3 protein-coding genes are annotated in these 15,519 nt (G+C 64.0%); all 3 read left to right on the top strand.

Annotation, left to right across the window (positions count from 1 at the left end; translation table 11 throughout):
* Positions 1-10: 10 nt before the first annotated feature.
* The 3 genes from WG899_RS09170 to WG899_RS09160 all read left to right on the top strand — a co-directional run bounded on the left by WG899_RS09170 (position 11) and on the right by WG899_RS09160 (position 15,496).
* Complete coding sequence (locus tag WG899_RS09170; RefSeq protein ID WP_339595329.1) at positions 11-1,165, top strand: PEP-CTERM sorting domain-containing protein; 1,155 nt, start codon at positions 11-13, stop codon at positions 1,163-1,165.
* A gap of 45 nt (positions 1,166-1,210) precedes the next feature.
* On the top strand, positions 1,211-2,992 hold the full coding sequence (locus WG899_RS09165; RefSeq protein WP_339595328.1) for a ShlB/FhaC/HecB family hemolysin secretion/activation protein: 1,782 nt from the start codon (positions 1,211-1,213) through the stop codon (positions 2,990-2,992).
* Positions 2,993-3,088: 96 nt separating this feature from the next.
* The gene (locus WG899_RS09160; protein ID WP_339595327.1) at positions 3,089-15,496 is read left to right on the top strand and encodes a filamentous hemagglutinin family protein; all 12,408 of its coding nucleotides are present in this window, start codon (positions 3,089-3,091) and stop codon (positions 15,494-15,496) included.
* The last annotated feature ends 23 nt before the right edge of the window (positions 15,497-15,519 follow it).

Raw genomic sequence — 15,519 nt, 5'->3', positions numbered from 1 at the left:
ATCAACTGTTATGAAGTTCAAAATACTGACCGCTCATATTGCTTTGTCGCTTGTGGCGGCAGTTGGGCTGCTTTCTACTGCGCGGGCAGCCATACTGGGTGGCGCGATCAATACACGCGGCGATGCAGAGTTGATTCTGGTTGTGTATGACCCGGTAACCGAGGCTTCATACACCAAGGACCTTGGTTTGTCCATCTTCCCGTACACCTCCGGCGACCGCTATACAGATAATTTCTTTGTCTATGCACAGCAGGATGCTGGCTATCAGAAGTTCTTTTCTGCGCTGAATACCGATCCGAATTTTCAGCAATTCCGTAAGTTTTCCCCAGATGTTGCCAATCAGGTTTGGGGCGTTTACGCATCTGGCGCGACTGGTGATGGTTTCAACGCAGGAGATGTTCGGCTGTTTACCACACTGAACAGTGATCAATGGAATGGCGCGGGTGTGAATCCGGTCTACACCGCGATGCGAAACACTCAAGTTGTGGATTTCAAGGATCCGGTTGGAAATATTGCTCAAACATGGGGGCTTAGTTTGAACATCGGCTATGCTGCCGCTGGACTAAATCCATTTAATACCCATTGGACAAAGAATTCCAATGGCGGGGTGGAGCCTGTTCCTACAAATTTTGACTACGGTTTCAATGGTTCCAGCTTCGACGCTAAAGGTTCGCTTACTAACTTCAAGAACGCGGCGGGGATTTCAGGGGGGAAATTTGGTAACACGGGTTTTTTGACAACCAACAAGGTTGGTAATTCATCTTGGTTTTATTACTTGACCAACGCCGGTGAAGATGATTATGTTCCGGTTGTTGTCGATGAATTCGATAATCTTAAGCATGACGCTTACTGGGGCTTGGCGGTGGATGAAAAGGGTGACTACATCCTGAGCTTCACGCAGCAAGGGGCATTGACCCAGGTCACGTCGGCTGCGGGCCTGCAGCGCCGCAGCTGGACCGACTTCGCGGCGGCCTATGGCCAGGCACGCGTCTTGAGCGCCAGTGCAGATGAGTTTGCCGGCTGGGTGCCGAGCAGCATCAGCTCGGTCAGCGCCGTGCCTGAGCCCACCACCTATGGTTTGATGGCCTTGGGCTTGTTGGCGGTCGGCGTGCGTGCGCGCACTCAGGCTCGCAGCAAAGCCAGCTCGTCTACTGCGGTCGCCTGACCCGTGCATCCCCTGAGTGGGGTGTATGCATGAGCTGTTCGGCTCATGCTTTTTCACAACGGATTCACCGGCCCTGGTGACACTGAGATCATGGACTTCAACAAGATCCGCGCCCATCGCAGGGCGCGGTTTTACTTTCGGCTGCGTGTGTGGAATCGAGTCGGGCTGGCAGCTTGGCTCGGTGGCGCAGCTCTGGCTGTCACTGGCCCTAGCTGGGCTCAGCAAACCGGCCAGCAAGCCGCTGCGCAAGATGCGCCCATTGCCGCGCCCAAGTTCGACATCTTGGAATACGAGATCGAGGGCAACACCCGCCTGAGCGATCTGCAGATCGAAGCGGCGGTGCTGCCCTTTCTGGGCCTGCAGCTGGGCATGAATGAGGTCGAAGCGGCCCGGGCAGCGCTGGAGAAGGTCTATCAAAACGCCGGCTATTTGACCGTGTTTGTGGATATCCCCGAGCAGCGGGTCGATGGTGGTGTGATCCGTTTGGTGGTGCTGGAGGGCCGCGTCGGCAGCCTGCACGTGACCGGCTCCAAATACTTTGCCCAGGGCCGCATTCGCAATGCGGTGACCGAGCTGACACCGGGCCAAGTGCCTAACTTCAACATCGTGCAGCAGCAACTCGCCTCGGTGAGCCGCGGTGAGGAGCGCCGGGTGCAGCCGGTGCTGCGCCCCGGCCGGGTGCCGGGTACGGTGGAGGCCGAGCTGAAGGTGGAAGACACGCTGCCCTTGGGCGGCAGTGTGGAAATGAGCAACGCCGCTGCCGACGGCACCGACCCCTTGCGCATGTCGGCCAATCTGCATTACGACAACTTCCTGCAAAAAGACCACCAGATCTCCTTCACCTGGATGGGTGCGCCGCGTGCGCCCAAGCAGTCTCGCGTGCTGGTCTTCAATTACCAGGCGCCTCTGGCCGACGGTGACTCCTTGATTTTCAGTGCGGTCGATTCCAGCAGCGATATTGAGTCGCTGGGCGGCTCCCGCGTCTTGGGCAAGGGCACGACGCTGGGCTTGCGCTACAGCACGTCCAAGGCTTTGGCCAGCTCCTTTCACGGTCTGAGTTTGGGTTTTGACTACAAGAATCTGACCGAAGACGTGCTCTCCAGCACTGGCGTGACACCATCCCCGCTGCAGTACATCCCCTTTCAAGCCAGTTACAGCGGCAATTGGTGGGGCGATGGCCTGCAGCAGCAGCTCAGTGTGACGCTAACCCAGGGCTTACGCTCGCTGCTGCAAAGAACGCGTCAAGACTGCCCCTTGCCGGGCAGCCCCACGGGTTTCGGGGAGGCCGATCAATTTGCCTGCAAAACACGTGGCGCGGACGGCGGCTTCTCAACCCTGCGCTTGGACTGGCGCGCCAGCCAACGCCTGGGCGCGGTGGAACTCGCTGTTCGTTTGAACGGGCAACTCAGCACCCAGGCCCTGACCAGCGCGGAGAAGTTCTCGGTTGGCGGCGCCGATACGGTGCGGGGTTATGCCGAGGGTTCGGTGGCTGGCGATCAAGGCCTCTTGGCCTCTTTGGAGCTGCGCAGCCGCAATCTGGGCAGTGCCTTGAGCTCGCTGCGCGAGGAGCCCGAGTGGAGCAATTTGCCGCTCTTCAATGAACTGACCTTTTACGGCTTTGTCGACGCTGCGCGCGTGAGCTTGTTCAACCCCGAGCCTGGACAGCAAAAGCGCACGCCCTTGCTGGGTGGTGGCTTAGGCCTGCGCCTGGCGGTGCGCCCCGGTGTGAGCTTGTCCATGGACTGGGCACAGCGGCACCGGCCGATTCCGAATCGACCCGATGCGTCCAAGGACTTCGTGCATGTGCGCGCGGCCTTGCGCTTCTAAGCGGAACTCATAGGCCGCGTACTGCGCAGCAGTCTTCAGCCTTCAACGCCGTTTTTTTGTCTGTCCTGTACGTATTGATCGAACCCAATCTCTGCCATGGCCTCCACCCCACGCTCACAGCCGATCACCAAGCCCGTCCCCAAGGCGTCGCTGCGTCGACCTGCCTGGGGCCAGCGTGCCTGGCTTTTGCATCCCTTGGCTGCCGCGCTGGCCAGTGCCTTGCCGCTGCAGGCAATGGCGCAGTCCCGCGTGGTGGCGCCCAAGCCGCCGGCTGCCAATGCAGTGCCGGTGCCGGCTGGCACGCTGCAGGGTTGGCGAATCTACGGGCAGGGGCAGGCGGCCGTGCCGGCCGGTGTATCGAATGCCCAGGGCGGGCAGGACATGCGCATCCGCCAAGACAGCCAGCGCGCCATCTACCAATGGCAGAGTTTCAATATCGGTTCGGCCAGCTCGGTCACTTTCGACATGGCGCAGCCCGGCGCCAGCGCCTTGAATCGCATCACGGGCGGGGATCCCAGCCAGATCTTTGGCAAGCTCTCAGCCACCAATGGCGGTGAACTGCTGCTCTACAACCCGAACGGGATCTTGTTCGGCCGTGGAGCCAGCGTCGACGTGGGCAGCTTGTTGGCGACCACGCTGAAGCCCAAGAATGAAGACTATCTGAACGGCTTTGTCGGCAATATCACCGGCGGCTCGGCGGCCTTCAGATGGGACAAGCAAGACGGTGTGCCCTATCTGGACAGCAGCAGCTTTGTGCGGGTAGAGACCGGCGCGGAGCTGAAGACGGCCGAAGGCGGCCGCATCTATCTGTTTGCCAAGCGGGTCGAGAACGAAGGCAAGCTGACGGCCCCGGGCGGCCAGGTGGTGCTGGCCGGTGGGCCTGAGGTTTATTACAAGCTGCCGACGGCTGAGGGGATTTATGCCTCGGAAGCCAATCCGGATGTACCTTCATTGCGAGGCCTATTGGTCGAAGTCGGTAAAGCCGGCATGACAACAGGCGCGGGTTCGGTTTGGAATGCACCGGACGGGCAGATCAGCACGCCGCGCGGCAACACGACCTTGGTGGGCATGGCGGTCAACCAGTCGGGCCGCATCAGCGCCAGCACCAGCGTCAGTCAGAACGGTTCCATTTTGCTGCTGGCGCAAGGTGACGCCTTGGACAATGTGGCCGATTCGGTCACGCCCAGCGACAGCCGCTACAAGCGCGCTTCGCACAGTGGTGGTCTGACCCTGGGGGCCAAGAGCGTTACCGAGGTGACGGTTGAGAACACCGGCGCCGATGGCAAGGTTTTGCTGTCGGATGACAACGCGACCTTTGTGCGCTCGCGCCTGGATTTGGCGGGTGCCAATATCGTGCTGGGCGAGCAGGCCCAGATCATCGCGCCGGGCGCCCAAGCGGAGCTGCGGGCCTTGAGTACGCCCAGCTATGTGGGCGGATTGCTAAATCGTGAACAATTTGATCCGAGCGGCCAAAGTGGCCGCATCGTGATTGGTGCTGGTGCTCGCATTGACCTGTCGGGAACTAAAGACACTGAGTTGAGCGTGGCGCGCAACTTCGTCACCACCGAGTTGCTGGGCAGCAATGACCTGAAAGATGCGCCGCTGCAAAAAGACGGCCTACTCTATCGCAACAAGGTGACCTTGGATTTGCGCCAGGACTCCACCATCCTGGGTGACTTGGGCAGCTATCGCAAGAGCTTGCTGCGCAGCGCCAACGAGCGCCTGGCCACCGGTGGCAGCCTGCGACTCTTGGCCGGCGACGCGGTCTACACGAATCAAACATCGAGTCTCTCGGTGACCGGGGGACAAGTCCGTTATGTCGAGGCCGAGGTGCGGCCGACTCAGCTGATCGCCAGCAATGGTCAGGCCTACAACCTCAATAACGCGCCCAAAGACATCATCTACACCGGCATCAGCAATGCCGGCAACAACCCGGTCAAGTATGACCGCTGGGGCCCTGTGATCGGCTACGGCACGGTGACCTCGGCCCGCTTGGAAGCCGGCTATCTGGAAGGCAAGTCGGCCGGCAGCTTGACGGTGGTGGCGCCGCGCTTGGTGCTGGACGGCAGCCTGGCCGGCGAGACCGTCAGTGGCCGCCGGCAACTGGCAGGCTTGGACGCACTGGCCGGCTTGGGCCAGCTGCGCCTGGGCGCCCTGCGGAACCGCAATCAGTTTGGCGAAGGCAGCTATGGCGGCGCCATCCTCAGCCGATTCAGCTTGGACACGGCTGCTGCGGCTATGGACAAATCGCAGTGGGACCAATTGATGGCTGATCCGGCCATCGTTGTGGCTCCGCTGCGTTCCGGCATGGCGGCGAGCCGCTTGCTGAGTTCGGGCTTCCAGGATGTGGCGGTGGCGGCTGAAGGCGATGTGAGCCTGAACAGCTCGCTGAACCTGCAGGCACGCAGCAGCTTCAGCCTGCTCTCAGAGCGCGGCTTGGTGAAGCTGGGCGGCAGCGTTCGCTCGGCCTCGGGCAGCGTCAGCTTGCGCAGCTTGGAGGACTCGGTGGAGGTGGCCCCGGGCAGCCAGTTGGACGTGTCGGGTCGTTGGGTCAATCTGGCGCAGGATTCTCAGGCCTCGCCGCTGAATCAGACCGGCGGCAGCGTGTTGGTACAGGCCGGCAAGACGGTGAGCCTGGGTCAGGGCACGGTGCTGGATGTATCTGGCGGCGCCATGCTGACCGGCAGCAGCAAGGTCGGCGATTGCGCGGCGGACCGTTTGTGTGGCGCGGCTGCAGGTAGCTTGGTCTTGTCCGCCGGTACGGCCAATGCCCTCAGCGATGCGACGAACCGGCAACTGCTGCTGGGTGGCGCTGAGTTGCGCGGCTACTCGATGACCCAGGGCGGCGCGCTCAAACTGACAGCAGCCTCGGCCCAGATCGGCGGGGCGACCCCCGGGGCGGCGCCCGCCAATCTGAATCTGGGCACCGAGTTCTTCAGCCAAGGCGGCTTCCAGGACTTTGCGATTGACGGTCGTAGCTTCTTGAACCTCGCCAGCGGGGCGCAAGTCAAGCCCAGTCTCTTGCTGTGGCAAGCCAAGGCAAACGCGCGCGCAATCGCCTCGGAGGTGCCGCTGAGCACCGTGTTCAGTACCGGCAAGCAAATCAATGGCTTGCCCAAACCGATCAAGCTGAGCTTGCGTTCCAGCGGCTTTGGTGAAGGTCGCAGCGATGGGCGCTTGGACATCGGCAGCGTGAGCCTGATTGATTTGCCTGGGGCTTCGACGTTGGATCTAGGGGCTAGTGCCAGTCTCAGCATGAATGGCGGCTTGCATGTGGCCGGCGGCACGGTGACGGTCAAGCTGGCTGGAAGTGAAGAGGCAGACCCCAAGCTGGTTGTGCCCAATCCCGCGCTGGCTCGCTATTTGTGGCTGGGCGCTGGCAGCAGCATTGATGTGGCGGGGCTGGAGCAGTTCGAAATCGGCGCCGATGGCCGTAAGACTGGCCGCGTTCTGGCCGGCGGCAAGATCAACCTGGAGGCCGCGGGGACCTATGGCACCAGCCTGGTCTGGCAGCAGGGCAGCAAGATCGACATCAGCGGCAGCAGCGGCGAACTCGACCTTCGTCAGCGGGTCGAAGGCGGCGAGCGCGTGTCGCGCCAGGCTGTGGCCAGCAGCGCGGGCTCGCTCACGATCTCTGGCAACCAGGACATGCTCTTGGAAGGCGATCTGCGCGCTCAGGCCGGCGCCAGCTCGCAGGCCGGCGGCAAGGTGGCGCTCAAGCTGAAAGCGGTTCGCAACAGCGCGGACCCCAGCGCCTTGCCGCCAATTCAAGACTTCCGGTTGGAGCGCAGCAAGACCGCGCTGACCACGAATTTGAGCGCCATAGACCTGCGGCCGGCCAGCGAGCTGAAGGGGCAGGCCGCGGTCTCCAGCCAATGGCTGCAGGCCAGTGGCGCTTCGGACTTGAGCCTGGCGGCACAAGAACGCATCAGCGTGGGTGAGGGCGTAGCGCTCAATTTGGGCGCAGCCATTCAGATCGACACGCCAGTGTTGGCGATGAACCCAGGCGCGGCCAGTGCCAGCCTGAGCGCGCCGCAACTGAAGTGGAGCAACACCCAGGCGACGGTGTCGGCCACGCTCGACAGACCGCAGCCGCAAGCCAGTGCTGGCAATGCCGGTCTGCAATTGCAGGGTTCGGAGCGCTTGACGCTGGAAGGCCGCCTGGTGACCCAGGGTGTGGGCAGCCTGAAGCTGCAGACCTCGGGTGATTTGGTTTTGCAAGGCAGCTTCTACAACGTCGACAAGCGATTGAGCGGTTTGCTGAGCACCCAGGCCGATGCGACCCTCACGGCCGCTCAGATCGTGCCGGCTACCGACCAAGAGTTCCGCCTGCAGGCCACGGGCCGCAGCTTGGCTTTCGCCAGCGTGGGCAGCAACCCAGCCTTGCCCTGGAGTGCCGGCGGCAGCTTGATCGTTGAGGCCGATGTGATCAACCAGGGCGGGCGACTGCGTGCGCCCGCCGGACGCATCGAGTTGCTGGGCACTCGCTCGGTTTCTTTGCTGGCGGGCAGTGAGACCTCGGTCAGTGCCGCCGGCCAGGACTTTTTGTTTGGTCAATGGGCGGGCGACCGCTGGAACACGCCGGGCAGCCAGTTGGTGACGGGCCAGACCTCGGCGCCGGCCAAGGCCATTGTTTTGAATGCCGGCCAAGGCGCGGTGCGCGTCGACAAAGAAGCGCAGCTGGATTTGAGCGGCGGCGGCGCGCTCAAAGCCTGGCAGTTTGTGCCCGGACCTGGCGGCTCCAAGGATGTGTTCAGCGGGGCGGACGGCGCTTTTGCGATCGTGCCCAGCCACGCTTCGGGCGGTGCCGCGGGTACCCAGGGCTTGGGCGCAGTGAGTCTGCCTGCCTCAGGTCGCCAAATCACCTTGGGTGAGGGTGGCCCGGTGCCGGCGGGCACCTACACCCTCTTGCCTGCGCGTTATGCCTTGCTGGACGGCGCCTACCTGCTGCGACCGGTGTCCGGCGGCGGCAATCCGCTGACCTTGGGCAGCACGGTGCAGCGCGAGGATGGCTCGGTCTGGGTCGGTGCTCAATTGGGGCAGGCCGGCACGGCGGTGCGCGATGCGCTGCCCAGCACCTGGCAAGTCCTGACCCCTGCGCAAGCACGCAAGTTCAGTGAAATTCGCATGGCTGAGGCGGACTCTTTCTTCAGCAGCCTGGCCGCCAAGCAAGACCGCGTGCAGCCCGCGCTGAGCCGCGACGCCGGCAGCCTAGTGGTGGCCGCGCAGCGCGCCGATGTGCAAGGCGCCATGCGTTTCACGGCCGCCAGCAATGCGGCCGGTGTGGCCGGTAGCGGCGGCTCGGCTTTCTTTGCGGCCGACCGCATTCAAGTCGGTGGCTCGGCTTCTCAGGCGGGCAGCAACAGCCCCTTGGTTCTGGACCCGACCCAGCTCTCCGCTCTGAAGGTGCAAAGCCTGATCTTGGGCGCGACCCCGGGCGCCGCTGATCAGCCACTCAGCCTCAATGTGCTGAGCCGAGAGCTGCAGGTCTTGAACGGCCCGAAACAGCCGCTGCAGGCCGAGAACCTCTTGTTGTTGGCCAAGGATCAGCTCAATCTCGGCCAAGATGCTGTGCTGAAAACTGCGCTTGTGCCCGTCGACACCAGCGGCAAAGCGCCGACCCTAGATGCGGGCCAGAACTGGCGGGTCAATGGCGATGGCGCAGCCCTGCTCTTGGCCGGCCGAAATGATGGCACTGTGCTGACCCGCAGCGGCGCCAAGCGCGAAGCCGGGCGCTTGCAAGTGGCGGACGGCGTGAGCTTGAGCGCAGGCGGCGGCACCTTGCTGATGGACTCGACCCAAGCCAGCAGCTTGGGTGCTGATGTGAAACTCGCTGCGGCTCAGATTGGCCTGGGCGTGCCGCGCATTCAAGTTGGCGGCAGCCAGGCGTTGCAGGCTGACAGCTTGTTGCTCAACAGCGACTTGCTCAAGCAACTCAGCGGCGCCGATCAATTGCTGTTGCGCAGCTATTCCAGCGTCGATCTCTTGGCCGGTTTGGGCTTGGGCTCTCCTAGCTTGGGTCAGCTGAGCCTGGATGCACCGAGCTTGCAGGTCTTGGGCGCAGGGACGGCGACGCTGCAGGCGCAGCGCGTCTTGCTCAGCAACAGCACCGGCCTTGCGCCGCAAGCCAGCGACAAGGCCAGCAGCGGCAGCCTGGTGGTGGATGCCCGCGCTGGCACGGCGAGTGAGACTGGCACCGTGCGCCCCGGCACCTTGACCCTGGGCCCCGGGGTGCAGACCTTGCATGCCGCCACCGTGGACTTGGGCGCCGACCGTGCCGTCTTGCTGAACGGCAAGAGCCAGTTGCAGATCGATGGTGATCTGCAGTTGCGCACACCGGTTTTGCGGGCCAGCAATCTGGCCGATGCCAGCTGGGTGGTGCGCGGCGCTGCTGATCTGAGCCCAGGTGAAGGTGCTGCAACCTCCACGACCGGCAGCAGCCTAGCTGCTGCCGCGGCACAACTTAAGCTGAGTGCCGAGCGCCTGCGTGTGGCCACCGGCGTTGATCTGCCTTCCGGCCAATTGAGCCTGCAGAGCAAGGGCTCGGCCACAACGGACGCCGCCGTTATCGACGCGCAGGCCTGGCTCAATGTGGCCGGCCGCAGCGAAAAAATTGGCAGCTCGGTGACGGCCAATTTGGCCGCCGGCCGTATCAGCATCGCCAGCGAGCATGGCAATGTGGATCTGCGTCAGGGCTCCAAACTGGATGTGTCGGCAGCCGGCCTGAGTGGCAAGGCTGCCGATGCAGGCGATGCCGGTCGCTTGGATCTGAGCGCGCCGCAAGGGCGCTTGCTCTTGGCGGGCGAGTTGAATGCTGCCTCGGCCTCGATCGAACGTGGCGGTGTACTGAGCCTGGACAGCGATCAGGCCATCAATCTTGCTGACCTGAGTGGCCTGTTGCAACGGGCGGGCAGTTTCGCCTTTGCTGATGCGATCTCAGTGCGCAATCGCAAGGGCGATCAAATCATGCCGGCAGGCGCCAGCTTGCAGGCTCAGCGCCTCGCGCTGACCGCCGATGGCGGCAGCTTGATGGTGGACGGCCAACTGTTTGCTGCGGGCAGCCCGGCCAGCGCTGGCTATATCGCCTTGAACGCCCGTGATGACATCCGCTTGCAAGCCGGCGCTAGCCTCGTGGCTCGTGGCGGAGCAGGCGGTACGCTCAGCTTGAATAGCGAGCAAGGTGACTTGAACTTGCTGTCGGGTGCCCTGATCGATTTGAGTGCGGCAGCTGGCAACACGCAGCCTTCGACTTCCGAGCTATTGCTACGCGCCGCACGCGCAGGTCAAGATGTGCGCATCGCTGCGATTGGCGCCACCCTGAAGGGTGTCAAGCGCGTCGATGTGGAGGCCTTCAAGGTCTATGACGGCGTCAACCAATTGGTGGACGGCCTGGTGCCGATGCCAACGCTTGCTCCGACCGGTGTGCCCACGATTGCGCCCACCGTGACGCCGACGGTGACGCCGACTGTCAAGCCCACCACAACGCCCACCACAACTCCGACCACATCGCCTACGACAACGCCGACGGTTCAGCCCACAGTTCAGCCGACCTTGGAACCGACGGTCGAGCCGACGGTCCAGCCGACCACGCCCCCAACGGTCAGCCCGACCACTGGGCCCACCGACCCGTCGTCAGGCAATGGCAATAGCACCGGCAGCATCAAGCCGCCAGCACCACCTACAAAACCGACCTTGGCTCCCACGGCAGCGCCGGTCACCGACCCCTCTGCCGGCAATGGCAGCAGCACCGGCACGATCAAGCCGCCTGCCCCGCCGACCAAGCCGACAGTGGCCCCGACTGCGCAGCCCACCGTGCAGCCGACGGTGCAACCCACCGTGCAGCCAACGGTTCAGCCAACCGTGCAACCCACGGTGCAGCCCACGGTACAACCGACGGTTCAGCCGACACTGCAACCCACCGTGCCGCCGACTGTGCAACCGACGGCTCAGCCCACAGATCCTTCAACCGGCAATGGGCCCAGCACAGGGACGGTCAAGCCGCCGGCTCCCCCGACGAAACCAACCTTGGCTCCGACCGCAGCTCCGACAGCTGCGCCTACGGTTGCGCCTACGGTTGCGCCTACGATTGCGCCGACTGTTGCGCCGACGGTCGCACCTACGGCTGCGCCGACTGTTGCGCCGACGGTCGCACCTACAACTGCGCCGACTGCTGCGCCGACGGTCGCACCTACGACTGCGCCGACTGCTGCGCCGACCGTTGCACCTACGGCTGCGCCGACTGCGGCACCCACGGCTGCGCCGACCAGCCCATCGGCCGGCAACGGCGGTGGCACGGGCACGATCAAGCCACCGGCGCCTCCGACCGTCCCAAGCGTAGCGCCTACGTCTGGCCCGACGGTCGCACCCACGGCAGCGCCAACGGCCGCCCCTACGGCAGCACCTACGCCCGCGCCAACGGTAGCTCCCACGCCGGCGCCCACACCCGCGCCAACCGCTGCACCTAGCAGCCCGTCGGCCGGCAATGGACCCAGCACTGGGACGGTCAAGCCGCCCCAAGCGACGACTGCGCCTGCGCCGACACCGGCTTCGCCAGCACGTGTGGCGGGTGGCCTCGATGCAGGCAGCGTCGATCCCTCAAATGCAACGCAGCCTTCCAATGGCAATGGCAACACCACCGGCGGCGCCAATCCGCCTGCACCGCCGGTTGGTCCGGGACAGACCGTCAAGCCGACAATTGCACCGACCATTTCGCCCACCGAGACGCCGACCCTGCCTCCGACCACGGAGCCCACGCTGCCGCCGGTGGACCCGACCATCTTGGGTGTGGGGCGCGTGGTCTATGACAACGCTCAATTCATGGGCACGGACAATGCCGGCGCCCAGAAAATTGCCGAGCGCCTCAGTGGCGGCAAGGCCGAAGTACTGGCATTGATGCGCGTCAGGCCCGGCGTAGAGATCCGCAGCACTGGCAAACTGGAGCTGCAATCGAATTGGGCCATGCCGGTCTTGAGCCAGGAGCAGTTGCGGGCCAGCCCGCATGCCGCCGAAGCCGCCATCACGCTTCGCGCAGCAGGGGACTTGCTGCTGAAGGCGGATCTCTCCACCGGCTTCAGGCCTTCGCCGGTGCATGGGGCGGATCGCCTGGGCACGTCTGAGCGTGCCGGGTCCATCCGGTTGGTCGCGGGCGCCGATCTGAGTAGCGCCGATCTGTTGGCGACGCAGGGTCTGAGCGCGAGCAATGCGGACAGCGGCGGATCGCTGCGCATCGGCAGCGACGCGGCGCAGATCACTCCGGTCCGGGTGCGCAGCACCACGGGTCGCATTGAGCTTGCGGCTGCGCAAGACATCGAGCTGCTGAATAGCTCGGCCACGGTGCTCAGCATTGGCGCGCCCGTCGGAGCCCTGAGCCAAGGCCTTGAAGGCGATTCCGCCCAGGTTGAGGCATTGCTCCAAGCCAGCAGCGCATTGCTGGCCCAGGCCAAAGCTCGTGCTTTGGACGGCGAAGCTGCGCTTGCCACCGAGCCGTCCAAGGGCAATGGCGACAGTACGGGCACTGTGAGGCCTCCGAACCCGGAAACCTCGCCGGGCCAGACGGCCAAGCCGACGCCGCCGCCTAGCACAGGGCCCTCGACTGGCCCGACCACGGGACCCACAACCGGACCCACGGCTGAGCCCACGCAACAGCCGACGGTGCCACCGGAGCCGGTGGAGGCCTTGCCGGGCACTCGCTACCAAAAGATGCTGGACTTGTTGTCCAGCGATCTCGATCCCTCCGGCTTGAGCCCCTTTACCCAAGGTGGCCGCAGCATCACGGTGCGTGCCGGCCGCGACATCGTGGGCGCCAAGCCTGAGGCAGAACAGCGTTATGTCAGTGACTGGCTGTGGCGCGCGCACACCGAAGACATCGCCGCCAGCTGGTTTGCTCGACCCGACAAGTTTGCTCAAGGCATTGCCACGCTGGGTGGCGGCGACGTCACGGTGCAGGCCGGCCGTGATGTCAGCCATTTGCGTGCGGCGGCGGCCAGCAGCGGCTTCAAGCTGAACCCGCTCTTCCAGGTGGAGGGCATCGCCAACGCTGAGCAGTTCGGCGGTGGTGCGGTGCGTGTGCAGGCGGGCCAGGATCTGGTCAGCGGTCAATTCTTTGCGGCCAGGCAAGCACTGTCGGTCAAGGCTGGTGGTGAAGTGCGGGCTGACAGCACGGTCGATCCGCTGCTGGCGCCACATGGCTTGCAGCTGGTTTATCAAGACGCGGCAATCCGGGTGCAAAGCGGTCGCGATATGGAGGTGGCCAGCGTTCGCAATCTGGCCTACGCCTACGCCCAATCGCAGAATTCGCTCGGTCAGAGCCTGATATTGCCGGGGCAAGATGCCGAGAGCAGCTTGCTGATGCAAAGCGCTGGCGGTTCGATCAACTACGCCAGCGCACCGCAGCGCAAGCCTGGCGATACCGACGAGCTGGCCAAGATCGTGCCGACCGACCTGCGTGCCTACGCCCCGAACGGTGGCCTGAGCATGGCTTCGGTCACCCAATGGAGCGCGGCGAGCGACCCGGCATCGGCCCGTAGCTCTTTGGCCGCAAAAGGCCAGATTCAGCTGAACGACTTCAAGGTGATGGCCCTGGGCGGTGGTGAGCCCAATCTGGGTGGCGAGCGTCTGGACCTGCTGCAGCAAGTGGCGGAAGCCGGTCTCAAGGTGCGCGATGCAAACGGCCAGCAGCAGCTGGACCGCAGCAGCCGCGAGCCGGTGCTGGTCGTCTCGGGAGCTGGCGATGTGTTCTTGCAGGGCCGTCTGACGTCGGCCCGACCGGTCGACATCCAGGCCGCACGTGATGTGCGCTTTGATGTGGCGGGTGTGGTGTCGGTTCAGCATCAGCCTGGTGCCAGTACCGAGATCACGCGGATCAAGGCCGGGCGCGACGTCGCCTTCCAGGAGAACGGCGCTGGCGCCGGCATTGAGATTGCAGGACCGGGTGAACTGCTGGTCCTGGCGGGCCGGGATGTGAATCTGGGCGGCAGCGCGGGCATTGTCGCCAGCGGTAATCTGGCCAATAGCGTGCTTTTGCCGGCGCAAGGTAGCAACCTGACCGTGGTGGCCGGCTTGCGCGAAGATGGCTCGGACTATCTGGCGGCCACGCAGCAAGGTTTCCATGTGCTCGGTGCTTCGGGTCTGAACGGCAAGCTGGGTCAAGCCTATGTCTTGCTGGGCGGCAAGAACGCAACGGCGGCTGAGTTTGATCGCCTGAGCGGATCGGCTCAGTTGCAGGCGCTGAAGCAGTTGATGAACCCTGGCAAGTTGGACGCGGTGCTGAGCAGTTATGTGCGCGGCTTGCCTGCACGCGCAGACGCCACAGAGCAACGCTTGCGTCAGGCGATTCTGCTGGGCAAGCCTGTGGGTGATGCGGCGGTGGATGAGGCCTTGAAGAGCCGCAGCAGCTTGGTCGAGCCCGCATGGTCGGCTCTGACTTCAGCCCAGGCCTTGATCGCGTTTGACAAATTGTCGGGTGCACAACAGGCCCAGGCTGTCACCCGCGCTTTGCTGGCGCAGCTGGGGCAACTGCCCGCCAGCCAGCGCGAGACGAGCTTGCGCGCCTTGGCCTCGGCCGATCAATTGAAGGCCTTGGCGGCCTACGTGAGTGCGCATCTGGGCAAGACGATCAATCCTGATCAAGCCTTGGGTGCCTTCGCCGATTTGTCGGTGGAGCGTCAGATGCCTTGGCTGAATCGGATGTTGATGAGCGAGCTTCGCTCGGCTGGTCGCGCCGCCTCGCTGCTGGACGCCGATGAGCGTTGGGCGCGCTATGGCAGCGGCTATTTGGCGGTAGACCTCTTGTTCCCGCAAGACCGCCCGAACGCGCAAATCCTGATGTCGTCCAGCCAGATCAAGTCGATGCAAAAGGCGGACATCACCTTGCTCAACCCCGGCGGTGGCGCCGTGGCTGGAGACTTGGTGGCCAGCACCAAGAAGAAGCCAAGCGACCTCGGCCTGGTCACCGTCAGCGGCGGCGACATCAACACCGTGGTGCAGGGCAGCTTTGAGGTCAATTCCTCGCGGGTCTTCACCTTGGACAAGGGCAATGTGTTGATGTGGTCATCGGCGGGCAATTTGGATGCCGGTCGCGGCGCCAAGACGGTCAGCGGTGCGCCAGCGCCGGTGCTGCGCTTGGACTCCGAAGGGCGTTTGGTTTTCGACACCTCGGGCTCCTTCAGCGGCAGCGGTATCGCGGTGCTGAGCGCCGGCAGCGATCTGGACCTGTACGCGCCCACCGGCGAAATCAATGCCGGCGAGGCGGGAATTCGCTCCAAGGGCAATGCCTTCTTGGGCGCCGAGCGCCTGGTCAATGCCAATGACATCCAGGTGTCTGGTGCGCGCAGCGGCACAGCGCCTGAGGCGGTGGCACCGGCTCCGATTGCTTTGCCGGTGAGTGAAGCACTGACCAATGCGGCAAGCGGGGTCAGCGCCGGTGAAAAAGATGACGACGAGCGCAAGCGTCGCAACCGCCGCCGCAATCTGCTGCTGGAGTTCTTGGGCTTCGGCAACAGCTGATTTCGTTTCGATATTTGATTGCA

This window comes from Paucibacter hankyongi, assembly GCF_037482915.1.
Taxonomy (GTDB): Bacteria; Pseudomonadota; Gammaproteobacteria; order Burkholderiales; family Burkholderiaceae_C; genus Paucibacter_A; species Paucibacter_A hankyongi.
The sequence above is the reverse complement of the archived record's forward strand: the minus strand, read 5'-3'. Positions and strand labels throughout refer to the sequence as shown.

Bases quoted from the DNA above. Each gene is read 5' to 3' on its own strand.
- WG899_RS09160 (WP_339595327.1), top strand. From the start codon at position 3,089: ATGGCCTCCACCCCACGCTCACAGCCGATCACCAAGCCCGTCCCCAAG.
- WG899_RS09165 (WP_339595328.1), top strand. From the start codon at position 1,211: ATGCTTTTTCACAACGGATTCACCGGCCCTGGTGACACTGAGATCATG.
- WG899_RS09170 (WP_339595329.1), top strand. From the start codon at position 11: ATGAAGTTCAAAATACTGACCGCTCATATTGCTTTGTCGCTTGTGGCG.